Source organism: Streptococcus salivarius, assembly GCF_002094975.1.
GTDB classification, from domain to species: Bacteria; Bacillota; Bacilli; order Lactobacillales; family Streptococcaceae; genus Streptococcus; species Streptococcus salivarius_D.
On sequence record NZ_CP015283.1, the window covers coordinates 667501 to 692245 of the forward strand.

Here is a 24745-nt window from a genome sequence, read left to right on the forward strand (position 1 = left end):
AGGCAGCAGTAGGGAATCTTCGGCAATGGGGGCAACCCTGACCGAGCAACGCCGCGTGAGTGAAGAAGGTTTTCGGATCGTAAAGCTCTGTTGTAAGTCAAGAACGAGTGTGAGAGTGGAAAGTTCACACTGTGACGGTAGCTTACCAGAAAGGGACGGCTAACTACGTGCCAGCAGCCGCGGTAATACGTAGGTCCCGAGCGTTGTCCGGATTTATTGGGCGTAAAGCGAGCGCAGGCGGTTTGATAAGTCTGAAGTTAAAGGCTGTGGCTCAACCATAGTTCGCTTTGGAAACTGTCAAACTTGAGTGCAGAAGGGGAGAGTGGAATTCCATGTGTAGCGGTGAAATGCGTAGATATATGGAGGAACACCGGTGGCGAAAGCGGCTCTCTGGTCTGTAACTGACGCTGAGGCTCGAAAGCGTGGGGAGCGAACAGGATTAGATACCCTGGTAGTCCACGCCGTAAACGATGAGTGCTAGGTGTTGGATCCTTTCCGGGATTCAGTGCCGCAGCTAACGCATTAAGCACTCCGCCTGGGGAGTACGACCGCAAGGTTGAAACTCAAAGGAATTGACGGGGGCCCGCACAAGCGGTGGAGCATGTGGTTTAATTCGAAGCAACGCGAAGAACCTTACCAGGTCTTGACATCCCGATGCTATTTCTAGAGATAGAAAGTTACTTCGGTACATCGGTGACAGGTGGTGCATGGTTGTCGTCAGCTCGTGTCGTGAGATGTTGGGTTAAGTCCCGCAACGAGCGCAACCCCTATTGTTAGTTGCCATCATTCAGTTGGGCACTCTAGCGAGACTGCCGGTAATAAACCGGAGGAAGGTGGGGATGACGTCAAATCATCATGCCCCTTATGACCTGGGCTACACACGTGCTACAATGGTTGGTACAACGAGTTGCGAGTCGGTGACGGCAAGCTAATCTCTTAAAGCCAATCTCAGTTCGGATTGTAGGCTGCAACTCGCCTACATGAAGTCGGAATCGCTAGTAATCGCGGATCAGCACGCCGCGGTGAATACGTTCCCGGGCCTTGTACACACCGCCCGTCACACCACGAGAGTTTGTAACACCCGAAGTCGGTGAGGTAACCTTTTGGAGCCAGCCGCCTAAGGTGGGATAGATGATTGGGGTGAAGTCGTAACAAGGTAGCCGTATCGGAAGGTGCGGCTGGATCACCTCCTTTCTAAGGAAAAACGGAATGTACTTGAGTTTCTTATTTAGTTTTGAGAGGTCTTGTGGGGCCTTAGCTCAGCTGGGAGAGCGCCTGCTTTGCACGCAGGAGGTCAGCGGTTCGATCCCGCTAGGCTCCATTGAATCGCAAGATTCAAGTATTGTCCATTGAAAATTGAATATCTATATCAAATTCCATATGTAATTAATTACATATAGATAGTAACAAGAAAATAAACCGAAACGCTGTGAATATTTAATGAGTTAGGTCGAAAGACCAAAATAAGGTTAAGTTAATAAGGGCGCACGGTGGATGCCTTGGCACTAGAAGCCGATGAAGGACGTGACTAACGACGAAATGCTTTGGGGAGCTGTAAGTGAGCAATGATCCAGAGATGTCCGAATGGGGGAACCCGGCAGGTAATGCCTGTCACTCATTACTGTTAAGGTAATGTAGAGGAAGACGCAGTGAACTGAAACATCTAAGTAGCTGCAGGAAGAGAAAGCAAAAGCGATTGCCTTAGTAGCGGCGAGCGAAACGGCAAGAGGGCAAACCGAAGAGTTTACTCTTCGGGGTTGTAGGACTGCAACGTGGACTTAAAGATTATAGAAGAACTACCTGGGAAGGTAGGCCAAAGAGAGTAATAGCCTCGTATTCGAAATAGTCTTTATACCTAGCAGTATCCTGAGTACGGCGAGACACGAGAAATCTCGTCGGAATCTGGGAGGACCATCTCCCAACCCTAAATACTCTCTAGTGACCGATAGTGAACCAGTACCGTGAGGGAAAGGTGAAAAGCACCCCGGGAGGGGAGTGAAATAGAACCTGAAACCGTGTGCCTACAACAAGTTCGAGCCCGTTAATGGGTGAGAGCGTGCCTTTTGTAGAATGAACCGGCGAGTTACGATATGATGCGAGGTTAAGTTGAAGAGACGGAGCCGTAGGGAAACCGAGTCTTAATAGGGCGTATTAGTATCATGTCGTAGACCCGAAACCATGTGACCTACCCATGAGCAGGTTGAAGGTGAGGTAAAACTCACTGGAGGACCGAACCAGGGCACGTTGAAAAGTGCTTGGATGACTTGTGGGTAGCGGAGAAATTCCAAACGAACTTGGAGATAGCTGGTTCTCTCCGAAATAGCTTTAGGGCTAGCGTCGATGTTAAGTCTCTTGGAGGTAGAGCACTGTTTGGGTGAGGGGTCCATCCCGGATTACCAATCTCAGATAAACTCCGAATGCCAACGAGATATAATCGGCAGTCAGACTGCGAGTGCTAAGATCCGTAGTCGAAAGGGAAACAGCCCAGACCACCAGCTAAGGTCCCAAAATATATGTTAAGTGGAAAAGGATGTGGGGTTGCACAGACAACTAGGATGTTAGCTTAGAAGCAGCTATTCATTCAAAGAGTGCGTAATAGCTCACTAGTCGAGTGACCCTGCGCCGAAAATGTACCGGGGCTAAAACATATTACCGAAGCTGTGGATACCTTTATAGGTATGGTAGGAGAGCGTTCTATGTGCGAAGAAGGTGTACCGTGAGGAGTGCTGGAGCGCATAGAAGTGAGAATGCCGGTATGAGTAGCGAAAGACAGGTGAGAATCCTGTCCACCGTAAGACTAAGGTTTCCAGGGGAAGGCTCGTCCGCCCTGGGTTAGTCGGGACCTAAGGAGAGACCGAAAGGTGTATCCGATGGACAACAGGTTGATATTCCTGTACTAGAGTATATAGTGATGGAGGGACGCAGTAGGCTAACTAAACCAGACGATTGGAAGTGTCTGGCCAAGCAGTGAGGTGTGATATGAGTCAAATGCTTATATCTATAACATTGAGCTGTGATGGGGAGCGAAGTTTAGTAGCGAAGTTAGTGATGTCACACTGCCGAGAAAAGCTTCTAGCGTTAATTATACTCTACCCGTACCGCAAACCGACACAGGTAGTCGAGGCGAGTAGCCTCAGGTGAGCGAGAGAACTCTCGTTAAGGAACTCGGCAAAATGGCCCCGTAACTTCGGGAGAAGGGGCGCTGACTTATGGTCAGCCGCAGTGAATAGGCCCAAGCAACTGTTTATCAAAAACACAGCTCTCTGCTAAATCGTAAGATGATGTATAGGGGGTGACGCCTGCCCGGTGCTGGAAGGTTAAGAGGAGTGCTTAGCAATAGCGAAGGTATGAATTGAAGCCCCAGTAAACGGCGGCCGTAACTATAACGGTCCTAAGGTAGCGAAATTCCTTGTCGGGTAAGTTCCGACCCGCACGAAAGGCGTAATGATTTGGGCACTGTCTCAACGAGAGACTCGGTGAAATTTTAGTACCTGTGAAGATGCAGGTTACCCGCGACAGGACGGAAAGACCCCATGGAGCTTTACTGCAGTTTGATATTGAGTATCTGTACCACATGTACAGGATAGGTAGGAGCCTATGACCTCGGGACGCCAGTTTCGAGTGAGGCGTTGTTGGGATACTACCCTTGTGTTATGGCTACTCTAACCCAGATAGGTTATCCCTATCGGAGACAGTGTCTGACGGGCAGTTTGACTGGGGCGGTCGCCTCCTAAAAGGTAACGGAGGCGCCCAAAGGTTCCCTCAGAATGGTTGGAAATCATTCGCAGAGTGTAAAGGTATAAGGGAGCTTGACTGCGAGAGTTACAACTCGAGCAGGGACGAAAGTCGGGCTTAGTGATCCGGTGGTTCCGCATGGAAGGGCCATCGCTCAACGGATAAAAGCTACCCTGGGGATAACAGGCTTATCTCCCCCAAGAGTTCACATCGACGGGGAGGTTTGGCACCTCGATGTCGGCTCGTCGCATCCTGGGGCTGTAGTCGGTCCCAAGGGTTGGGCTGTTCGCCCATTAAAGCGGCACGCGAGCTGGGTTCAGAACGTCGTGAGACAGTTCGGTCCCTATCCGTCGCGGGCGTAGGAAATTTGAGAGGATCTGCTCCTAGTACGAGAGGACCAGAGTGGACTTACCGCTGGTGTACCAGTTGTTCTGCCAAGAGCATCGCTGGGTAGCTATGTAGGGAAGGGATAAACGCTGAAAGCATCTAAGTGTGAAGCCCACCTCAAGATGAGATTTCCCATGATTTTATATCAGTAAGAGCCCTGAGAGATGATCAGGTTGATAGGTTAGAAGTGGAAGTGTGGTGACACATGTAGCGGACTAATACTAATAGCTCGAGGACTTATCCAAAGAAAGTAACTGAGACATATTGACAACGATTTGGTTTCTTGATACAGTATAGATATTCAATTTTGAGTTGAGAATACTCAGAGTTAAGTGACGATAGCCTAGGAGATACACCTGTTCCCATGCCGAACACAGAAGTTAAGCCCTAGTACGCCTGATGTAGTTGGGGGTTGCCCCCTGTTAGATACGGTAGTCGCTTAGCGTTTATCCGCCATAGCTCAGTTGGTAGTAGCGCATGACTGTTAATCATGATGTCGTAGGTTCGAGTCCTACTGGCGGAGTATAGATTTCATTGCTGGATTTAGGTCTAGCTTTTTTTGTTTTTATCAGTTTTATAGTGACATAAATGTCGCTATTTTATTTCTTATCTATCTCTTATAATAGGTTTCGTAATTAATTTAATTACAAAAATTATATCTATTAATAGGAGGTTGAATGGAACAAGAAATTTTTGTTCACGCATATGAAGTTGTAAGGCCGATTGTACTTAAGGCTAGTAGACAATATTTCATCCAACTTTGGGACCAAGCTGATATGGAGCAAGAGGCTATGATGACGCTTTATCAGCTTTTAGAAAAGTTTCCTGAATTAAAGTCTGATGATGATAAGCTACGGCGTTATTTTAAAACGAAATTTAGGAATAGACTTAATGATGAGGTTAGAAGGCAGGAGTCTGTAAAACGACAAGCTAATCGACAATGTTATATCGAAATTTCAGATATTGCTTTTTGTCTTCCAAATAAAGAGTTAGATGCTGTTGATAGGCTTGTTTATGATGAGCAGCTTAATGCTTTCCGTAATCAGTTGTCTTCGGAAGATGCTACTAAGTTAGACCGTTTGCTAGCTGGGGAGTGTTTTAGAGGTCGAAAAAAGATGATCAGAGAGTTAAAATTTTGGATGGTTGATTTTGATCCTTACAATGAAGATGATTAATTCTTAATATAGAACCTTGACTGGCAATATTGTTTAATATGAATAAAAAACACTTCGAAAGTAGATTCATCTTATCTATCTTTTGAAGTGTTTTTAATGTAATGAATTTATTTTACTGCTATAGGGTTTCCAATGAATCTTGGAAGTTCAATATTTTCTTTGATTAGGGCTTCTTGGTAAAGTTTCAAGAAGTCTGCATAGATATGAGTTTGTTGTCCATTTTTTGTAAAGATGTCAATACGAAATACTAGTTGTCCGGAAGGAGTTGTGCTTAATCCAATGATATTTGGTGCTCCACAGATTTGAGGATAGTTTTCAATGTTTTTTTGATTTACTTCTTGGATGATGCTTGTCACCTTATTGATATCGGTTGATGGATAGACTGGGATATCAATTTGAGCTCTCATATCCCCTCGAGATTTGTTGGATACAATTGTGATATTTCTGTTAGGTATAAAGTGGAGAGTTCCATCAAATCCTCGAATTTGAGTAGTTCGAATACCTACGGTTGAAATAAGGCCTGTAACGGGTCCTACTTCAACTGAGTCACCGACTTCAAATTGGTTTTCTAACAAGATGAAAAAACCATTAACGACATCTGATAGGAAGCCTTGAGCTCCTAGACCAAGAGCAACCCCAGCAAGTCCTGCACCAGCAAGGAGGCTTGATACTGGAACCCCAAGGATACTAAGAAGCCAGTAAACAAGGAAAAAGTATAGCACGTAGTTCATGCAATTGTGTAGTAAACGTTCAATGGTTTTTTGTCGAGCAGGTGTTTGAATTGTCCAAGCTAGAGAGCGTCCGACTGTATGTTTAAAAAGGAAGTTGATAATCTTCTTACTAAGAAGAAAGATGATGAGAAGAATGAGGAGCTTAATCCCTTTTGTAATGAGTACCATTAGGGTCTCTTCAAAATTAAATTGTTGGATGTATCTTTGTAAAATATTCATAGCTTTAGTTTATCAAAAATTTGAAAAAGTAGCAGTTCCTAACGATTTTCTTGTGATTAAATTGGAGAAAAAAACTTTTAAAAGGCTTTGAAATATGGTAAACTAAACTGTATCTATAAAAAATTTTAAGGAGAATGACTACATGTCTGTATCATTTGAAAACACAGCCACTAACCGTGGTGTGGTGACATTCACTATCGGTCAAGATAAAATTCAACCAGCTTTGGATCAAGCGTTTAACAAGGTTAAAAAGAATTTGAACGCTCCAGGCTTCCGTAAAGGACACATGCCTCGTGCCGTATTTAACCAAAAATTTGGTGAAGAAGCTCTTTACGATGATGCTTTGAATGCAATTCTTCCAGCAGCTTATGAAGCAGCGATTGCTGAACTTGGTCTTGATGTTGTTGCACAACCAAAAATTGATGTAAAATCAATTGAAAAAGGTCAAGATTGGACACTTACTGCAGAAGTTGTTACAAAACCTGAAGTAAAACTTGGTGCATATAAAGATCTTGAAGTTTCAGTTGAAGCTTCTAAAGAAGTTACTGATGAAGAAGTTGATGCTAAGCTTGAAAACGAACGCAAAAACTTGGCTGAATTGGTCGTTAAAGAAGGTGCAGCTGAAAATGGCGACACTGTTGTTATCGACTTTGTTGGTTCAGTAGATGGTGTTGAATTCGACGGTGGTAAAGGTGAAAACCACTCTCTTGAACTTGGTTCAGGTCAATTTATCCCAGGATTCGAAGACCAATTGGTTGGAGCAAAAGCTGGTGATGAAGTAGAAGTTAAAGTAACTTTCCCAGAAGACTATCAAGCTACTGATCTTGCAGGTAAAGCTGCTGTATTTGTTACTAAAGTTAACGAAGTTAAAGCTAAAGAAGTTCCTGCTCTTGATGATGAGTTGGCTAAAGATCTTGACGATGAAGTTGAAACTCTTGATGAGTTGAAAGCTAAATACCGTAAAGAACTTGAAGCAGCTAAAGAAATCGCATATGATGACGCTGTTGAAGGTGCTGCACTTGATTTGGCTGTTGAAAACGCTGAAATCGTTGAATTGCCAGCAGAAATGGTTGAAGACGAAGTTCACCGTGCTATGAACGAATTCATGGGTAACATGCAACGTCAAGGTATCTCTCCTGAAATGTACTTCCAAATCACTGGTACAACTCAAGAAGATCTTCACAAACAATATGAAGCTGACGCTGACAAACGTGTGAAAACTAACCTTGTTATCGAAGCTGTTGCTGCTGCTGAAGGATTCGACGCTACAGAAGAAGAAATCCAAAAAGAAATCAATGATCTTGCAGCTGAGTACAACATGGAAGTATCACAAGTTTCTGCCCTTCTTTCACCTGAAATGCTTAAACACGATATCACTATGAAGAAAGCTGTTGAAGTTATCACAAGCACAGCAAAAGTTAAATAATATGACTAAAATCAAGTTTCTGTTGAGACTTGATTTTTTCTTCTATAAATGCTTTGACTATTGACTCTTTTTAGCGTAAAATAAAAGGTAGCGAAAAATTGATTGCTGAGCTATTTCTGATGGAAACTAGCTTGAGTAAGAATGAAGGAGAACCACTTTGGAACTAGACGTATTTGCTGGACAAGAAAAAAGTGAATTATCAATGATTGAAGTGGCCCGTGCTATCTTAGAAACACGTGGTCGTGATAATGAAATGTATTTCAATGATTTGGTCAATGAAATTCAAAATTACTTAGAAAAATCGGATGCTGATATCCGCAATGCTTTGCCATTCTTTTATTCAGATTTGAATACGGATGGAAGTTTCATTCCACTAGGTGATAACAAATGGGGCTTGCGTTCATGGTATGCAATTGATGAAATCGATGAAGAGGTCATCACATTGGAAGATACTGATGAAAATGCACCAAAACGTAAGAACAAGAAAGTTAATGCCTTCATGGATGGTGATGAAGATGCCATCGATTATAATGACGATGATCCAGAAGATGAAAACTTCACACCTGATTCTGATAGTCTTGAATATGACGACGATAGCGAAGATGATGAGAAAGCCGAAGTGGAATCTTATGACTCTGAGTTGAATGAAATTATTCCAGATGATGATTTGGATGATGTTGAGTTGTCAGAAGAAGATGATGACGATGACTATGAGGATGAGTCAAACGACTAAGTTTTCATTGACAAATGGTTTTGGATAGTTTAGACTATTTATCGGGCACCTCTTTTGAAGAGGTCATGATTAAGGCTCCCAGAGTGAAACTCTTGGGGGTCATTTTTGTTTTTAGTCATTTACTAGACTTGTCTAAGGTGAGGTACTTTGTACCGCTTCCATCAGGTACTAGGAAAGGGCTGTCGTGATTATCTGAGTGGGTAATCAATCTACTATCTGTAGTTGTTTTGAATAATATTATAAGGAGTTAACATGACAAAATATATTTTCGTCACTGGTGGTGTGGTATCTTCAATTGGTAAAGGGATTGTAGCTGCAAGTCTTGGACGTTTGCTTAAGAATCGTGGTCTTAAGGTTACGATTCAAAAATTCGATCCTTACATCAATATTGACCCAGGGACAATGAGTCCTTACCAACACGGTGAAGTTTATGTGACTGATGATGGTGCTGAAACTGACCTTGACCTTGGTCACTACGAACGTTTTATTGATATCAATCTTAATAAATACTCTAACGTGACTACTGGTAAGATTTATAGCGAAGTTTTGCGTAAGGAACGTAAAGGGGAGTATCTTGGTGCGACTGTTCAGGTGATTCCGCATATCACAGATGCTTTGAAAGACAAGATTAAGCGTGCAGCGACAACGACTGATTCAGATGTCATTATCACTGAAGTTGGTGGTACGGTTGGGGATATTGAAAGTCTCCCATTCCTTGAAGCACTTCGTCAAATGAAGGCTGATGTTGGTTCTGACAACGTTATGTATATCCACACAACGCTTCTTCCTTATTTGAAGGCTGCTGGTGAAATGAAGACAAAACCAACGCAACACTCTGTTAAGGAATTGCGTGGTTTGGGTATCCAACCAAATATGTTGGTTATTCGTACAGAACAACCTGCTGGTCAAGGAATCAAGAATAAATTGGCTCAGTTCTGTGATGTTGCACCTGAGGCTGTTATCGAATCACTCGACGTGGAACATATCTATCAAGTGCCACTTAATATGCAGGCTCAAGGTATGGATCAAATCGTTTGTGATCATTTGAAACTGGATGCTCCAGCTGCAGATATGACAGAATGGTCTGCTATGGTTGATAAGGTGCTTAATCTTAAGAAAACAACTAAGATTGCCCTTGTTGGTAAGTATGTGGAGCTTCACGATGCCTACTTGTCAGTGGTTGAGGCCCTTAAACACTCTGGTTTGGCAAATGATACTGCCATTGATATTGACTGGGTCAATGCTAATGGTTTGACTGCCGAAAATGTTGCTTCTCGTTTGGCTGATGCTGATGGGATCATCGTGCCTGGTGGTTTCGGTCAACGTGGTACTGAAGGAAAGATTCAAGCTATTCGTTATGCGCGTGAAAATGATGTGCCAATGTTGGGTGTCTGTCTTGGTATGCAATTGACATGTATTGAGTTTGCTCGTCATGTCCTTAACTTGGATGGCGCTAATTCAGCTGAGCTTGATCCAAACACAAAATATCCAATTATCGATATTATGCGTGATCAAATTGACATTGAAGACATGGGTGGTACTCTTCGTCTCGGTCTTTACCCATGTAAGTTGAAACCAGGTTCTAAGGCTGCTGCAGCTTATGGCAACCAAGAAGTTGTTCAACGTCGTCACCGTCACCGTTATGAATTTAATACTAAGTTCCGTGAACAGTTTGAGGCTGAGGGCTTTGTATTCTCAGGTGTGTCACCAGATAATCGTTTGATGGAAGTTGTAGAACTCCCAGACAAGAAATTCTTTGTGGCAGCGCAATACCACCCAGAATACCATAGCCGTCCAAACCATGCTGAAGAACTTTACACTGCCTTTGTGACAGCAGCAGTTGAAAATGCTAAATAATAAACTAGGACAGAGTGGGACAGCCTACTCTGTTTTTTATTGGCTCCTTTTATGCTAAAATAAAGGGAATAATAAGAAAGAACGAGGAAAACAAATGGCTAAATTCGGCTTTTTGTCAGTATTAGAAGAAGAATTAGATAAGCACCTGGACTATGATTTTGCGATGGACTGGGATAAAAAGAATCACGCTGTGGAAGTAACCTTTATCCTAGAAGCGCAAAACAGTAGCAATGTGGAGACTATTGATGATAAGGGTGAAGTGTCTGATGAAGATGTTATTTTTGAAGACTACGTGCTCTTTTACAATCCAGCAAAATCACGTTTTGATGAAGAGGACTACCTAGTGACAATCCCATACGAACCTAAGAAAGGTCTATCTCGTGAGTTTTTGGCCTATTTTGCGGAGACCTTGAATGAGGTGGCGACAGAAGGATTGAGTGACTTGATGGATTTTCTATCTGATGATGGACCTGAGGAATTCGGTTTGGTTTGGGACAAAGAAGCTTTCGAAAAAGGGAAAGATCAACTCGAAGAGAAGGAATTTTTTGCTTATCCGAGGTATTAAAGGGAGCGAAAAGGGATGGATGCTTATTTAAAAAATCAGTTTGATTTTACAGGTGTTAAAGCTGCCTTACTCGTAGAGCAAAGTATTTTGGTCATTCTCAGAGATAATAAACCGGATATTCCTTGGCCAAATACATGGGAGTTGCCAGGTGGTGGAAGAGAAGGTCAAGAAACGCCTCTTGAATGTCTTCAACGTGAGGTCTGGGAGGAGCTGGGCTTGACTCTTAAAGAGGAATCGATTATTTGGTCGAAAATCTATCCTAGTATGTTGGATAAAGATAGGTCAGCTGTCTTTGTGGTTGGCCGAATTAGCCAAGAGCAGTATCGTGAGATTCGTTTTGGTGATGAGGGGCAGGAATTTAAACTAATGCCTGTAGAGGATTTTATAAAAGCAGAAGGAGTCATTCCCCAGTTGCAGGAACGTTTTAAAGACTATTTATCAGAAAAGGAAGAAAATAATATATGGACAAATGGCAAGAATTAACGATTGAGGTTAATCGTGAGGTCGAAGAGGCGGCTTCTAATATTTTAATTGAATCTGGTAGTCAAGGTGTGGCTATTGATGATAGTGCAGATTATTTGGAAAATGCAGACCGTTTTGGTGAGCTTTATCCTGAGGTTGAGCAGGTTGAGACGGTTAAAATTACGGCATATTATCCGGAGTCAGCAGATATCGAAGCTATTACTAAGCAGGTTAATGAGCGTTTGGCTGAGTTGACGGATTTTGGTCTTGAAACTGGAGACATTCACTTGGCTACTCAAGAATTGGTTGAAGAAGACTGGGCTGAGAATTGGAAGAAGTACTATGAACCAGCTCGCATTACCCACGATTTGACTATCGTACCGTCATGGACGGATTATGAGGCATCAGTAGGTGAGAAGATTATCAAGCTAGATCCTGGCATGGCCTTTGGAACCGGAACACACCCAACGACTAAGATGAGTCTTTTTGCACTCGAACAGGTGCTTCGTGGTGGCGAGACGGTGATTGATGTGGGAACTGGTTCGGGTGTCCTCTCGATTGCTAGCTCTCTTCTTGGAGCTAAGGAAATCTATGCCTATGACCTTGACGATGTGGCGGTTCGAGTGGCACAGGAAAACATTGATATGAATCCTGGCATGGAAAATATCCACGTTGCGGCAGGTAATCTTTTGAAGGGCGTGACGCAAGAAGCTGATGTTATCGTGGCTAATATTTTGGCGGATATTCTCATCTATCTGACGGAAGATGCCTACCGTTTGGTTAAGGATGAAGGTTATTTGATTATGTCAGGGATTATCTCTGAAAAATGGGATATGGTGCGTGAATCGGCTGAGAAAGCTGGTTTCTTCCTAGAAACTCACATGGTTCAGGGAGAGTGGAATGCTTGTGTCTTCAAGAAGACAGATGATATTTCAGGTGTGATCGGAGGCTAAATGCAACAGTATTTTATAAAGGGGCAAGTTGAAAATCCAGTAATCATCAAAGACAAGGATACTGTAAAGCATATGTTTAACGTTATGCGTTTAACAGAGGATGATCAGGTTGTCTTGGTTTTTGAAGACGGTATCAAGCGTCTTGCGCGTGTGACTGACCGTGAGAATCATATCTTTGAAGTGATTGAAGACTTAAATGATAATGTTGAGATGCCTGTATCTGTAACCATTGCCTCTGGCTTTCCCAAGGGAGATAAGCTAGAGTTGGTGACACAAAAGGCAACAGAGCTTGGAGCTCAGGCTATTTGGTCCTTTCCTGCCGACTGGTCTGTGGTCAAGTGGGATGGTAAGAAGCTTGCCAAGAAGGAAGATAAACTTGCCAAGATTGCTCTAGGAGCTGCAGAACAATCCAAGCGTAATAGTGTTCCAGAAGTTAGATTGTTCGAGAAGAAGGGAGAATTTCTATCAGAATTAGATAATTTTGATAAGATTTTTATCGCCTATGAGGAAACAGCCAAAGCAGGCGAGTTGGCTACTCTAGCTCGTGAGTTGGCTCAGGTAGAGAATGGTCAGAAAATTCTCTTTATCTTTGGACCAGAAGGTGGTATTTCTCCGTCTGAGATTGATGCATTTGAAGAAGCTGGTGGCCTTAAAATTGGCCTTGGACCACGTATTATGCGGACGGAAACGGCTCCTCTCTACGCTTTGAGTAGTGTCAGTTATGCCCTAGAATTGAATAAATAAAAGAAAGTTGGCCTTGTTCCAACTTTTTTGTATTTGACACTTTTAAGCTAAGATTGCATCTTGTTATTGGTTTTGTATGACAAATCGAGTATTTCTAAAAAAGTTGATAATCTTATTTAGGTTTAATATAATTGTATTATCTTTATAAAAGGGGAAGATTTTTAATGAAAACAAATCGTTATGTGACTCAATCTGCTGTGGTTTTGGGCCTTTTTGCTCTCTTGACTGTGCCACAAGTCGTAGGGCAAGCCGATGAAGCAACGGCACTAGTACCAACTACTTCTACCGAAACTGTGGCAGATAGTGGTGCATCAGTAGTATCAGGACAAGGAACTTCTGGGACAGCTGTTCAAGGAGGAACAGAGACTGTTTCTGCTACACCAACAACAGTAGCGACAAATGCTTCTGAAGAGCCATCAGCTAATACCTCAACGGCCCAAGCGAGTCAAGAAGCCAGTGCTGTTTTGACGAATGCCAATCAGGTGACACCAGCAGTGCCAGTACAGGCCGAAACTGTTACAGAGCCTGCTCATGAGGGCCAGACCGTTGATATGCAGATTCTGTCAACAACAGACCTTCATACCAACTTAGTTAACTATGATTATTATCAAGATAAGCCGTCTCAAACAGTTGGTTTGTCTAAAACTGCAGGCTTAGCCTGCTAACTCATGACAGAAAAGAAAGTTCGGCTTATAATGAAGGTGAACAATACCAATCCGTTGTCTTTAATAGGGCTTTGCCTAGCCTGTATCAAAAACTGGATGAACAAGAGTCATGAGATAACTCGAATATGCCTTGAGCATGAAAATAAAATTACTAATAGCCTCTTGTTCTATTGTTCAATAGTTAACAGGAGGTTTTTGTAATGGAAGTTATGATTGAAACTTGTTGTGGAATTGATGTCCACCAAAAGTCTATCGTTTGTTGTATTCTAGATGGTCCACTAGAAAGCAATAAACCTAAAAAGATTCAGAAAAAATTTGGTACAACAACTATAGCTCTCCAAAACGCCTTAGATTGGTTATTGGAAAATCACGTCACACATGTCTTTTTTGAAAGCACTGGCCAATATTGGGTACCACTCTTTAATATATTCTCAGACTCAGAACTCAATTTGATATTAGCTAACCCCCAACATATTAAGAATGTGCCTGGTCGAAAAACAGACATGAAAGATGCCGAATGGATTGCACAGCTCGGACGTTGTGGACTTATTGAGCCTTCTTACATTCCAAGCCCTGAAGTGATGCAGTTACGTTTACTCACTCGTAGGTTACGTTCTTACAAACAACGTCAAACTCAAATAAAGAATGAAATTCATAACCTCTTACAACGTGCTAATATCAAACTAACCAGCTATCTTTCTGATATCTTCTCTAAGACAGGACAGTCTCTTTTAACGCTCTTTATCAATGGGGAACTCATTGATTATGACAATGTGACAGCTTGTATTCACAAGCATGTCAAAGCAAGTCCCGAAGAATTAATGGAGGCCATGAATGGGAAGTTGTCACTGGAGGATCGATTTCTCTTGGACCAAAGCCTAGAAGAATATCAATTGTATCAAAAACTCATGAACAAATTAAGGAGTGAAATAATAGCTTATATCGAAAAGGAGTTTCCCTGAAGAAAATAGATTACTTCAAATGATTCCTGGTGTGAGTGAAACTTGTGCAGCCACAATTTTAGCTGAGATTGGACCAGATGTGAAGGCTTTTCAATCAGACGCACACTTAGCTTCTTGGGCTGGGCTCTGCCCAGGATCTTATGAAAGTGCTGGCATTAAAAAATCCTCACATATCACGCAAGGAAATCGATATATCAAGCAGGCTTTGACCATGTCGGGATTGATTGCGGCTCACTCTAAAGACAATGCGTTTTCATCTTTTTATAGCAAAATTTCCCAAAGAGGAAGTAAGATGAAAGCCGTCATTGCTTGCGCACATAAGCTACTTCGTATCATTTACAAAATTCTCGCAACACACCAAGAATACGACAAAGAAAAAGTGCTAGGACTGAGGCAACAGTTCTAACACCAAAAATTTAAAAAATCTCAATTACAGTATAGCACAAGAAGAGTTTTTTGCGCTATTTTTAATGTTTTTTTCAAATAAAAAGCCCGTGAAACCAATCCCAATACGGTTTTAGTGGACAGTGGGGATACGATTCAGGGAACTCCTTTTGGGACTTATAAGGCCTTGATTGATCCTGTTGCCCAAGGTGAGACTCACCCTATGTATAAGGCTTTTGAGATGCTTGGTTATGATGCCGAAACGCTTGGAAACCACGAGTTTAACTATGGTCTAGAATTTTTGGATCGTATGGTTAAGGCTGCTAAGATCAACATTATCAATGCCAATGTACGTAATGCTCAGACCGGTGATTACTATTACAACCCTTATAAGATTGTTAACAAGACCTTTACTGATACGGATGGCAAACAGGTAACACTAAAAATCGGTATTACTGGTGTCCTTCCAACACAGATTTTGGTTTGGGATAAGGCCAACCTTGAAGGTAAGGTAACCGTTGATGATCCAATGGAGGCTGTTAAGGCTATCGTTCCTAAGATGAAGGCTGCAGGAGCTGACTATATTCTTGTTGCTGCTCACTCTGGTATTGGTGACAATGAATACACTAAGAACGAGGAAAATGAAGGTTACCAAATTGCTGGTATCGAAGGCGTTGATGCTGTTGCGACAGGGCATTCTCACGCTGATTTCCCAAATGGAGATGGCACAAGTTTTTATGCAAAATACCCTGGTGTAGATGATGTCAATGGTCTCATCAATGGGAAACCTGTGGTTATGGCTGGTAAATTCGGAGATCATCTAGGTATCATGGATGTCAAATTGACTTACACGGATGGCAAATGGAAAGTTGTTAACAGTAAGGCTAAGCTTGAAAAGATTGATACTAAGTCAGATGTTGCGGACAAGGACTTAATTGACATGGCAGCCCATGACCATAATGGAACAATCAACTATGTTCGTAAGGAAGTTGGTGAGACTACTGCACCAATTACTAGCTACTTTGCTCAGGTTCAGGATGATCCATCTATTCAAATCGTTAATAATGCACAACTATGGTATGCTAAAAAACAAGTAGCGGGAACAGCAGATGAAAATCTCCCAATCCTCTCAGCAGCTGCACCTTTCAAGGCAGGGACTCGTGGGGATGCGACCTACTATACCGATATCCCAGCTGGTCCATTGGCCATTAAGAACGTCGCAGACCTCTACCTCTACGACAATGTTACTGCCCTACTCAAAGTGACTGGGGCACAAATTAAAGAATGGTTGGAAATGTCTGCAGGACAGTTCAATCAAATTGATCCTAACAGCAAAGAACCACAACAACTCATTAACAGTAGCTATCGCTCATACAATTATGATGTGATTGATGGGTTGACTTATAAGTTTGATTTGACACAACCTAACAAATACGATCGTGAAGGTAAGTTGGTTAATCCAGACGCTAGTCGTGTTCGTGACTTGGCTTATCAAGGAAAACCTATTGATTTGAATCAGACTTTCCTTGTCGTGACTAACAACTATCGTGCGACTGGTAACTTCCCTGGTGTTAAAGATGCTGCAGAAAAACGCCTCCTCAATCTTGAGAATCGTCAGGCCATCATTGACTATATTGTCAGCGAGAAAACGATTAATCCGAGTGCCGATGGAAATTGGAGTTTCGTCCCTAATATCACGAATGCAGATATCCGTTTTGCTTCATCTGACAATGCGCGTGCCCACCTTGCTGGTCAGGATGCCATTAGTTATGTAGGACCATCAACACAAGCCGGATTTGCAGAGTACCGCTTGATTGTTAAGGAAAAGGCAAATCAAGTTGAGGATACGACTAAGAAAGAATCTGAGAAGTCACCAAAAGGTGTTGAGACAGCAGACCAAACTAAGCGTGAGACACCAAAAGCTACTGTAGGTGCTAGCGTGGCTAAACCTGTTCCAGCTATCCAGTTGTCAAACGCTCAAGTTGTTATCTTGCCTCAAGCTCAAGTACAAGAAACTCAAGGTCCAAGCTCAGTTAAGGCCTTGCCAAACACTGGTTCAGATGAATCTGTGTCAGCAACTTTAGCTGGTCTGGTTCTTGTGACCTTGGCTGGATTCTTTGGAATCAAAAAACACGAAGAAAATTAAGCAAGAGAAAAAGCCCTGATATGGGCTTTTTTGCTCTAGTTTTAGCGTTGGTTAAAGTTCTTTTGTGCTTCTAGGATAATAGGTGCTAGACGTTCGATATCGGACTGTGTGCCACGTAGCTCGAAGTCTCCCAACATTGGGAAGTCAAAACGTTGACTGTACTGTTTGGCGGTTAGGCAGTACTGGTTATTGAAGTTACGGTTGCCAGAACCGATGATACCAAAGCAACGTTCGTGATTGTTATGGGCTGCGATAAAGTCACCCAGTGGATTGGTTAGGATCTCAATATCTCCATTGTCAACGCCATTTCCTCCTTCAAGGTAGGTTGGCAAGAGTGCGACAAAGGGTTCATCTACTTGGAAGGTTTCATGATTAAGTTCTTTAATATTGATTTGGCGACATTCAATCCCGTGGTTGAGGGATAGATAGTCAGACATACGTTTGACAAAGCTTTGGGTATTACCGCTTAGACTAATATAAACGAGGGTAAGTTGAGACATAAGCGTCCTCTTTCTATCTATATCTTGTGTTTGTTCAATCATTCTAACACAAGATATTGTGCTTTTCAAGTTAGCTCCTTGCGCTTAAGAATTGCCTATCTAGCTCTTTTTCTTTACTTGTAAAAGTGATAAAATAAAGGTTATTAAAAGAAGCGAAGGAAGAAATCATGGCTAAAGATAAAAATGTAACAGGAGAAGAAATTTTAGACATTTGCTCGGCCTACATGTCAGCAGATGATTTGAAATTAGTTGAAAAAGCCTGGCATTATGCAACAGATGCTCATAGTGGGCAATTTCGTCAGTCAGGAGAACCTTATATTATTCACCCTATTCAAGTGGCAAGTATCCTGGCAGATCTCCATCTTGATGCAGTGACAGTAGCCTGTGGTTTCTTACACGATGTCGTTGAAGACACCGAAAAAACGCTCGATGATTTGGAAGCGGATTTTGGTACGGATGTACGAAATATCGTGGACGGTGTTACTAAGCTTGGTAAGGTTGAGTACAAGTCCCACGAGGAGCAGTTGGCTGAAAATCACCGTAAGATGCTTATGGCCATGTCTAAGGATATCCGTGTCATCTTGGTTAAATTGGCCGATCGTTTGCACAATATGCGTACCCTTAAGCATCTTCGTAAGGATAAGCAAGAGCGCATTTCTCGTGAAACTATGGAAATCTATGCTCCTTTGGCCCACCGTCTGGGTATTAGTCGTATCAAATGGGAATTGGAAGACATGTCCTTCCGTTACCTTAATGAGGTGGAATTCTACAAGATTTCTCACATGATGAAGGAAAAACGTCGTGAGCGTGAGGAACTTGTGGACGAGATTGTCGATAAAATTAAGACCTATACAGCTGAACAAGGACTTGTTGGTGATGTTTATGGTCGTCCAAAGCACATCTACTCTATTTATCGTAAGATGCGCGACAAGAAAAAGCGCTTTGATCAAATCTATGATTTGATTGCCATCCGTTGTGTTATGGAGACGCATAGTGATGTTTACGCCATGTTGGGATACATCCATGAACTCTGGCGTCCGATGCCTGGCCGTTTTAAAGACTATATTGCCAATCCTAAATCCAATGGTTACCAGTCTATCCATACAACGGTTTATGGGCCAAAAGGGCCTATTGAAATTCAAATCCGTACCAAGGAAATGCACCAAGTTGCCGAATATGGGGTTGCAGCTCACTGGGCTTACAAGAAAGGTATCAAGGGCAAGGTAGATTCGAAAGAGTCTGCTTTGGGAATGAACTGGATTAAAGATCTTGTTGAACTTCAAGACGCCTCAAATGGTGATGCTATGGGGTTTGTTGACTCTGTTAAAGAGGATATCTTCTCGGAGCGTATTTATGTCTTTACGCCAAATGGTGCTGTTCAGGAATTGCCTAAAGATTCAGGACCTATTGACTTTGCCTATGCCATCCATACCCAAGTTGGTGAGAAGGCCACAGGTGCTAAGGTTAATGGCCGTATGGTGCCCTTGACTGCCAAACTTAAGACAGGTGATGTGGTTGAGATTGTCACTAATGCCAATTCCTTTGGTCCTAGCCGTGACTGGATTAAGATGGTTAAGACCACCAAGGCCAGAAATAAAATTCGTCAATTCTTTAAAAATCAGGACAAGGAAGCCTCTATCACCAAGGGTCGTGAGCTTTTGATTGCCTACTTCCAAGAGCATGGCTATATTGCCAATAAGTACCTAGACAAGAAACATATTGAGGAAATTCTCCCCCGTATGAGTGTGCGTAGTGAAGAAGCTCTCTATGCCGCTGTTGGTTTTGGTGAAATTAGTGCTGCTGCTGTTTTCAATCGTCTGACAGAAAAAGAACGCCGTGAGGAAGAGCGTGCTAAGGCAAAAGCTGAAGCTGAAGAGCTAATGAACGGTGGCGAAGTTAAGACTGAGAAGAAAGAAGTTCTTAAGGTTAAGAGTGAAAATGGCGTCATCATTCAAGGTGCTTCAGGTCTCCTCATGCGTATCGCTAAGTGCTGTAACCCAGTACCTGGAGATGAGATTGAAGGTTATATCACCAAGGGCCGTGGAATTGCTATTCACCGTTCCGATTGTAATAATATCAAGAGTCAAGAAGGTTATGAGCAACGTTTAATCGAAGTGGAGTGGGATGAACGTAATGCCAATAAATCTTATTTGGCAGAGATTGACATCTATGGCCTTAACCGTTCTGGTCTGTTGAATGATGTTCTTCAAATCTTGTCAAATACGACCAAGAGCATTGCTACGGTCAATGCACAACCGACTAAGGACATGAAGTTTGCCAATATTCACGTTAGCTTTGAAATTGCAAACCTTATTGAATTGACTGGTCTTGTGGATAAGATTAAAATTATCCCTGATGTTTACAGTGTTAAACGTACGAATGGGTAAGGAGTTACTGCGATGAAGATTGTAATTCAGCGCGTGCAAAGTGCCTCTGTAGTTATTGAGGATTCTACGGTTGGCGCTATTAAGCAGGGACTCTTACTCTTGGTTGGAGTTGGTCCAGAGGACACCAAAGAGGACCTAGAGTATGCAGTTCGTAAGATTGTCAATATGCGCATTTTTTCAGATGAAGATGGCAAGATGAATCTTTCTGTTAAGGATATTGGTGGCCAAATTTTGTCGATTTCTCAGTTTACGCTTTTTGCAGATACGAAAAAAGGGAATCGACCAGCATTTACGGGTGCTGCAAAGCCTGACATGGCTAGCCAGTTCTATGACGATTTCAACCAATCCTTGTCAACTCATGTTCCTGTAGAAAGAGGACGCTTTGGCGCAGATATGCAGGTTAGTTTGGTCAATGACGGACCTGTGACCATTATTTTAGATACGAAAAATCGATAAACAAACCATTTTTCGCCTTGTGTGAGAGGTGGTTTTTTTATTCTCTCACATGAACTATTTAGGTGATGGATTTTCATTATTGGGGATTTATTTTTGTCATTTTAAGTAGACTGAATCAAGTGAATATTTAATGAAATTAGAAAATGTTGCTCTCAAATTTCTGAAAAAACCTGACCATTCATGATGAAAAAATTACCGTTTACGAGGATTACCGGAAATTCCCTTGTCTTACAAAAAAGATTAAGTTAACATTAGTTTCATAAGAAACACCAAGCGATTTTTATGAAACTAAAAATAACTCGAGTTTACAGCATGCAAATACAAATAGTGATAATTTGAAACGCCGAGGTGATTTAAACTTTTTTAGAGGGATAGAGAGATATGTCAAAGAAAGTAGCGTCAACTAAATTATTATCAGGTTTGTTTGTAGCCGGTGGTGTCCTAGGGATGAATCAGGTTGCCAAGGCAGATAACGTGGTCAGTTCAGAAGCAACAAAACCAGTTATTACAACTGAAGCAGATAACTTGGTGGTGGTACCAACTGAGGCCGTTGCTCCAGTAGCGACAACAGAAGTAGGTCCATCAACTGCTGCTGTTGCGACAGATACTGCAACAACAGCGACAGCTTCTACAATCTTTTCACAAGCTGTGCCAGCAGAAAGTGCTAGCTCAGAAACGCTTGTAGCCAGTGAAGCACTAGCTCCTGAGTCAGCTGCTGTGGAAACCATCACATCATCATCTGATAATGCTACTGAAGCAGGACGCCATTCAACTGCTCAAGTAACACCAGTTACAGAAGTGACAGAGCAAAACTTGAATGGTGATGCTTACTTGACAGATCCAGAAACAACAAAAGCAGCTTATAGCAAGACAGATGGTGATATTAATTATTCCGTTGTTGTGTCTAATCCAACAGCAGAAACTAAGACAATGACTGTCAACTTGACACTTCAACATGCTTCAGAAATCATCGGTCAAGATAACGTTGACCTTACGCTAACGGCAGGAGCTTCAGCTAAGGTTTCAAACTTGACAGTAGCGTCAGAGTGGTTGACAAACAATACAGGTTACTTGGTGACAATCAGTGTCAACGATAAATCTGGTAGTACTTTGTCAAGCAAGCGTGCTGGCTTGTCTGTTGAAGATGATTGGACAGTTTTCCCACGTTACGGTATCGTAGCAGGTTCGCCAACTGATCAAAACAGTATTCTTGTTAAAAATCTTGAAGCCTACCGTAAAGAGCTTGAGCTCATGAAGTCTATGAATATCAACTCATATTTCTTCTATGATGCTTATAATGAAGCTACAGATCCTTTCCCAGAGGGTGTCGATAGCTTTGTTCAAAAATGGAATACCTGGAGTCACACTCAGGTTGACACTAAGGCTGTTAAAGAATTGGTTGACCAAGTTCATAAGTCAGGTGCTGTTGCCATGCTTTATAACATGATTTCAGCAGATTCAAATCCAAAGAATCCAGCACTTCCTCTTGCTGCTTTGGCTTATAACTTCTACGATAGCTTTGGTAAGAAGGGTGAACCGATGACTTACACTATCGGTGATAACCCAACTCAAGTTTACTATGATCCGGCGAATCCAGATTGGCAAAAATACATCGCAGGTGTCATGAAGTCAGCTATGGATCGTATGGGATTCGATGGTTGGCAAGGTGATACAATTGGTGACAACCGTGTGACTGATTATGAGCACCGTAACAGTACAGACGAGGCTGACTCACACATGATGTCTGATTCCTATGCGTCATTTATTAATGCCATGAAGGACCTCATCGGTGAAAAGTACTACATCACAATCAATGATGTTAATGGTGGTAATGATGATAAACTAGCCAAGGCACGTCAAGATGTTGTTTATAATGAGCTTTGGACAAACGGTGGTTCAGTTATTCCAGGACGTATGCAGGTTGCCTATGGTGATTTGAAAGCACGTATCGATATGGTACGCAATAAAACTGGTAAATCACTTATCGTTGGTGCCTACATGGAAGAACCAGGTATTGACTATACTGTTCCTGGCGGAAAAGCAACTAACGGTGCGGGTAAAGATGCCCTTGCTGGTAAACCATTGCAAGCTGATGCGACACTTCTCGTAGATGCGACAGTAGCTGCAGCCGGTGGCTATCACATGTCCATTGCAGCCCTTGCCAATGCTAATGCAGCCCTTAACGTTCTTCAAAGTGCCTATTACCCAACTCAATACCTCAGTGTGGCTAAGGACACTATTCGTAAGCTTTACAATTACCAACAGTTCATCACTGCTTATGAAAATCTTCTCCGTGGTGAGGGTGTGACAAACAGCACTCAGTCTGTATCTACAAAGAATGCTTCTGGTGAAATCCTTTCTAAAGATGCTCTTGGTGTGACAGGAAATCAAGTTTGGACATTTGCTAAATCAGGAAAAGGTTTCTCAACTGTTCAAATGATTAATATGATGGGCATCAATGCGGGCTGGCATAATGAAGAGGGTTATGCGGACAATAAAACACCGGACGCTCAAGAAAATCTCACAGTTCGTCTTAGCCTAGCAGGTAAAACGGCTCAAGAAGCTGCTAAAATTGCCGATCAAGTCTATGTGACGTCACCAGATGATTGGGCAACTTCAAGCATGAAGAAGGCACAAGCAAGTCTTGAAACAGATGAAAATGGTCAACCAGTGCTTGTCATTTCAGTTCCTAAACTAACTCTTTGGAACATGCTCTATATCAAGGAAGACACAACAGCAACACCGGTAGAACCAGTTATCTTGAAACCAGTTACTAACCAAGCTGGTAAGAAAGTAGATAATACCGTAACATCTGAAGCAAGCTCAGAAACAGCTAAATCAGAAAATACAACAGTAACCAAAGATTCAGAGTCTCCAACTGATACTAAACCATCTGTTGAAGCTCCTAAACTCGATGAAACAACTAAACCAGCACCATCAGTTGACGAGTTAGTAAACTCAGCAGCTGTTCCAGTGGCGATAGCTGTGTCAGAGACCGCACATGATAAGAAAGATGACAACTCAGTATCTAATACGGATCAAGGTACAGTAGCATCAGATTCAATCACTACACCAGCTTCAGAGGCTGCAAGCACAGCTGCCTCAACAGTCTCATCAGAAGTATCAGAAAGTGTAACAGTATCATCGGAAGCATCAGAAACTGAAAATAGTTCAGTAGCATCAACTTCAGAGTCAGCAATTTCAACGACGACAGCAATTTCAGAATCACATGCAGTAGTTGAACCAGTGGCTTCTTTGACAGAATCAGAGAGTCAGGCAAGTACTAGCCTTGTTTCAGAAACTACAAGCACAATTGTCTCAGTTGCTCCGTCAGAAGTATCAGAAAGCACAACAGTATCATCTAAGGTCTCAGAAACTGATATTATCTCAGAAGCATCAACTTCAGAGACTTCAGCATCTGAATCAGAGACTTCAATCAGCACAGTCGTTTCAGAATCAGAAGTAGTTGAAGAACCAGCTGTTTCATTGACAGAATCAGAAAGTCAAGTGAGCACTTCAGAAGTGACTTCAGCGATTTCAGAAACAGTAAGCACATCTGAGGAAGTCATCCTTGATGGACTATCAGAAAACATCAATAGTTGGAATAGACTCTCTGTAGCTCCTCGCGTCTCAGAAACCTTGCCAAGTACTTCTGAAACGATTACAGAAGCAGCGTCACTCTTTAGCAACTATGCAAGATATTCAGAAACAGCAAGCTCAGAATCCCACTCTATGGTAGCAGCTTCTTCAGAAGCCTCTATTGAAAAATTAGCAGTATCTATCTTGAAAGATACTGAGGGTGGCTTGTACGATGCAACAACAATCAGAAATATTGTTGAGATGATTGATAGCATTACAACAAAGGTCAGCTATACTCGCAGTAGCCGTCAAGACCTTGTCAATACAGCTTCGTCAGATAACACTTACAATGGTAGTCAAGATCTTAACCTTGCAAGTAAGACAACGACGCAAGCAGGTGAAAAAGGAACAACTGAAGATCTTAAGGCTACAATTGCTAAAACAGCAAAATCTCACAAGTGGGGAGAGCATGCTGTAGCTATCCTTACAGCTATTGTCCTTGCAGGTGCGGCAACCCTTGCAGGTGCGGCAACCCTTGCAGCTCTTCGTAACTTCTTGATGTCAAAAAAAGTTGATAAATAATAAGTAGAACTCTTTGTGTAAACAAGGAGTTTTCTTTATACTGGCTGCTATTTTTTCTGAAAATTGTGATACAATAGAAATAGTTTGAATATTGTGT

General features: G+C 42.2%; 15 protein-coding genes, 2 tRNA genes, 3 rRNA genes and 2 pseudogenes (1 of these 22 cut by a window edge). 20 read left to right on the top strand and 2 right to left on the bottom strand.

Going from position 1 to position 24745, the window contains the following annotated elements:
• The 6 genes from V471_RS03550 to V471_RS03575 all read left to right on the top strand — a co-directional run.
• Nucleotides 1–1194: ribosomal RNA gene (locus tag V471_RS03550) — 16S ribosomal RNA — on the top strand (it extends 354 nt beyond the left edge of the window).
• A gap of 54 nt (nucleotides 1195–1248) precedes the next feature.
• Nucleotides 1249–1321, top strand: a tRNA-Ala gene (locus V471_RS03555).
• A gap of 146 nt (nucleotides 1322–1467) precedes the next feature.
• Nucleotides 1468–4367 (top strand): 23S ribosomal RNA (locus V471_RS03560).
• Between the two features lie 83 nt (nucleotides 4368–4450).
• A 5S ribosomal RNA gene (gene rrf / locus V471_RS03565) occupies nucleotides 4451–4566 on the top strand.
• Together the 16S, 23S and 5S rRNA genes with 2 tRNA genes alongside form the textbook arrangement of a ribosomal RNA operon.
• A gap of 5 nt (nucleotides 4567–4571) precedes the next feature.
• Nucleotides 4572–4645 (top strand) — tRNA-Asn (locus V471_RS03570).
• A 154-nt stretch (nucleotides 4646–4799) separates the two neighbouring features.
• Entirely contained in the window at nucleotides 4800–5297 is a 498-nt protein-coding gene (locus V471_RS03575) for a sigma-70 RNA polymerase sigma factor region 4 domain-containing protein (RefSeq protein WP_049529225.1), read from the top strand.
• Nucleotides 5298–5404: 107 nt separating this feature from the next.
• Here V471_RS03575 and V471_RS03580 read toward each other — a convergent pair whose 3' ends face one another.
• On the bottom strand, nucleotides 5405–6247 hold the full coding sequence (locus V471_RS03580; protein WP_049529224.1) for a mechanosensitive ion channel family protein: 843 nt from the start codon (nucleotides 6245–6247) through the stop codon (nucleotides 5405–5407).
• Between the two features lie 142 nt (nucleotides 6248–6389).
• Here V471_RS03580 and tig point away from each other — a divergent pair, with 142 nt between their 5' ends.
• The 11 genes and pseudogenes from tig to V471_RS03635 all read left to right on the top strand — a co-directional run.
• Nucleotides 6390–7673, top strand: a complete 1284-nt coding sequence (gene tig, locus V471_RS03585; protein ID WP_002885606.1) for a trigger factor — start codon at nucleotides 6390–6392, stop codon at nucleotides 7671–7673.
• A 157-nt stretch (nucleotides 7674–7830) separates the two neighbouring features.
• Nucleotides 7831–8406, top strand: coding sequence for a DNA-directed RNA polymerase subunit delta (rpoE, locus tag V471_RS03590; RefSeq protein ID WP_002885605.1), 576 nt, complete (start codon nucleotides 7831–7833; stop codon nucleotides 8404–8406).
• Between the two features lie 252 nt (nucleotides 8407–8658).
• A complete protein-coding gene (locus V471_RS03595) occupies nucleotides 8659–10263 on the top strand; it encodes a CTP synthase (RefSeq protein ID WP_084871110.1) in 1605 nt (534 codons plus the stop codon).
• Between the two features lie 94 nt (nucleotides 10264–10357).
• A complete protein-coding gene (locus V471_RS03600; RefSeq protein ID WP_002889725.1) occupies nucleotides 10358–10828 on the top strand; it encodes a DUF3013 family protein in 471 nt (156 codons plus the stop codon).
• Nucleotides 10829–10843: 15 nt separating this feature from the next.
• A complete protein-coding gene (locus V471_RS03605; RefSeq protein ID WP_084871111.1) occupies nucleotides 10844–11311 on the top strand; it encodes an NUDIX hydrolase in 468 nt (155 codons plus the stop codon).
• Nucleotides 11290–12243, top strand: a complete 954-nt coding sequence (gene prmA / locus V471_RS03610; protein WP_084871112.1) for a 50S ribosomal protein L11 methyltransferase — start codon at nucleotides 11290–11292, stop codon at nucleotides 12241–12243. The genes V471_RS03605 and prmA overlap by 22 nt, the downstream gene beginning before the upstream one ends.
• On the top strand, nucleotides 12244–12987 hold the full coding sequence (locus V471_RS03615) for a 16S rRNA (uracil(1498)-N(3))-methyltransferase (protein ID WP_084871113.1): 744 nt from the start codon (nucleotides 12244–12246) through the stop codon (nucleotides 12985–12987).
• 164 nt (nucleotides 12988–13151) lie between these two features.
• A pseudogene (locus tag V471_RS03620) lies at nucleotides 13152–13643 on the top strand (2',3'-cyclic-nucleotide 2'-phosphodiesterase); the annotation flags it as partial.
• Between the two features lie 209 nt (nucleotides 13644–13852).
• On the top strand, nucleotides 13853–14614 hold the full coding sequence (locus tag V471_RS03625) for an IS110 family RNA-guided transposase (protein WP_049529073.1): 762 nt from the start codon (nucleotides 13853–13855) through the stop codon (nucleotides 14612–14614).
• Between the two features lie 19 nt (nucleotides 14615–14633).
• Nucleotides 14634–15020 carry an IS110 family transposase gene (locus V471_RS03630; protein ID WP_045768432.1) on the top strand — a complete coding sequence of 129 codons (387 nt, stop codon included), beginning with the start codon at nucleotides 14634–14636 and terminating at the stop codon, nucleotides 15018–15020.
• A gap of 81 nt (nucleotides 15021–15101) precedes the next feature.
• Nucleotides 15102–17144: pseudogene (locus V471_RS03635) on the top strand (bifunctional 2',3'-cyclic-nucleotide 2'-phosphodiesterase/3'-nucleotidase); the annotation flags it as partial.
• 41 nt (nucleotides 17145–17185) lie between these two features.
• Here V471_RS03635 and nrdI read toward each other — a convergent pair.
• A complete protein-coding gene (gene nrdI / locus V471_RS03640; RefSeq protein WP_048790371.1) occupies nucleotides 17186–17644 on the bottom strand; it encodes a class Ib ribonucleoside-diphosphate reductase assembly flavoprotein NrdI in 459 nt (152 codons plus the stop codon).
• Between the two features lie 167 nt (nucleotides 17645–17811).
• On the opposite strand from nrdI, the gene V471_RS03645 reads away from it, so the two are divergent.
• The 3 genes from V471_RS03645 (at nucleotide 17812) to V471_RS03655 (ending at nucleotide 24648) form a co-directional block, all read left to right on the top strand.
• Nucleotides 17812–20031 (top strand): RelA/SpoT family protein, encoded by a 2220-nt coding sequence (locus V471_RS03645; RefSeq protein ID WP_084871114.1) that lies wholly within the window; start codon nucleotides 17812–17814, stop codon nucleotides 20029–20031.
• A gap of 12 nt (nucleotides 20032–20043) precedes the next feature.
• A complete protein-coding gene (dtd, locus tag V471_RS03650) occupies nucleotides 20044–20487 on the top strand; it encodes a D-aminoacyl-tRNA deacylase (protein WP_049545639.1) in 444 nt (147 codons plus the stop codon).
• 381 nt (nucleotides 20488–20868) lie between these two features.
• Nucleotides 20869–24648, top strand: a complete 3780-nt coding sequence (locus tag V471_RS03655) for a glycoside hydrolase family 66 protein (RefSeq protein WP_084871115.1) — start codon at nucleotides 20869–20871, stop codon at nucleotides 24646–24648.
• Nucleotides 24649–24745 lie beyond the last annotated feature (97 nt).

What these genes read in the sequence shown, in the direction of transcription:
- V471_RS03575 (WP_049529225.1), top strand. Translation starts at nt 4,800, where the DNA reads ATGGAACAAGAAATTTTTGTTCACGCATATGAAGTTGTAAGGCCGATT.
- V471_RS03580 (WP_049529224.1), bottom strand. Translation starts at nt 6,247, where the DNA reads ATGAATATTTTACAAAGATACATCCAACAATTTAATTTTGAAGAGACC.
- tig (WP_002885606.1), top strand. Translation starts at nt 6,390, where the DNA reads ATGTCTGTATCATTTGAAAACACAGCCACTAACCGTGGTGTGGTGACA.
- V471_RS03595 (WP_084871110.1), top strand. Translation starts at nt 8,659, where the DNA reads ATGACAAAATATATTTTCGTCACTGGTGGTGTGGTATCTTCAATTGGT.
- V471_RS03600 (WP_002889725.1), top strand. Translation starts at nt 10,358, where the DNA reads ATGGCTAAATTCGGCTTTTTGTCAGTATTAGAAGAAGAATTAGATAAG.
- V471_RS03605 (WP_084871111.1), top strand. Translation starts at nt 10,844, where the DNA reads ATGGATGCTTATTTAAAAAATCAGTTTGATTTTACAGGTGTTAAAGCT.
- prmA (WP_084871112.1), top strand. Translation starts at nt 11,290, where the DNA reads ATGGACAAATGGCAAGAATTAACGATTGAGGTTAATCGTGAGGTCGAA.
- V471_RS03615 (WP_084871113.1), top strand. Translation starts at nt 12,244, where the DNA reads ATGCAACAGTATTTTATAAAGGGGCAAGTTGAAAATCCAGTAATCATC.
- V471_RS03625 (WP_049529073.1), top strand. Translation starts at nt 13,853, where the DNA reads ATGGAAGTTATGATTGAAACTTGTTGTGGAATTGATGTCCACCAAAAG.
- V471_RS03630 (WP_045768432.1), top strand. Translation starts at nt 14,634, where the DNA reads ATGATTCCTGGTGTGAGTGAAACTTGTGCAGCCACAATTTTAGCTGAG.
- nrdI (WP_048790371.1), bottom strand. Translation starts at nt 17,644, where the DNA reads ATGTCTCAACTTACCCTCGTTTATATTAGTCTAAGCGGTAATACCCAA.
- V471_RS03645 (WP_084871114.1), top strand. Translation starts at nt 17,812, where the DNA reads ATGGCTAAAGATAAAAATGTAACAGGAGAAGAAATTTTAGACATTTGC.
- dtd (WP_049545639.1), top strand. Translation starts at nt 20,044, where the DNA reads ATGAAGATTGTAATTCAGCGCGTGCAAAGTGCCTCTGTAGTTATTGAG.
- V471_RS03655 (WP_084871115.1), top strand. Translation starts at nt 20,869, where the DNA reads ATGTCAAAGAAAGTAGCGTCAACTAAATTATTATCAGGTTTGTTTGTA.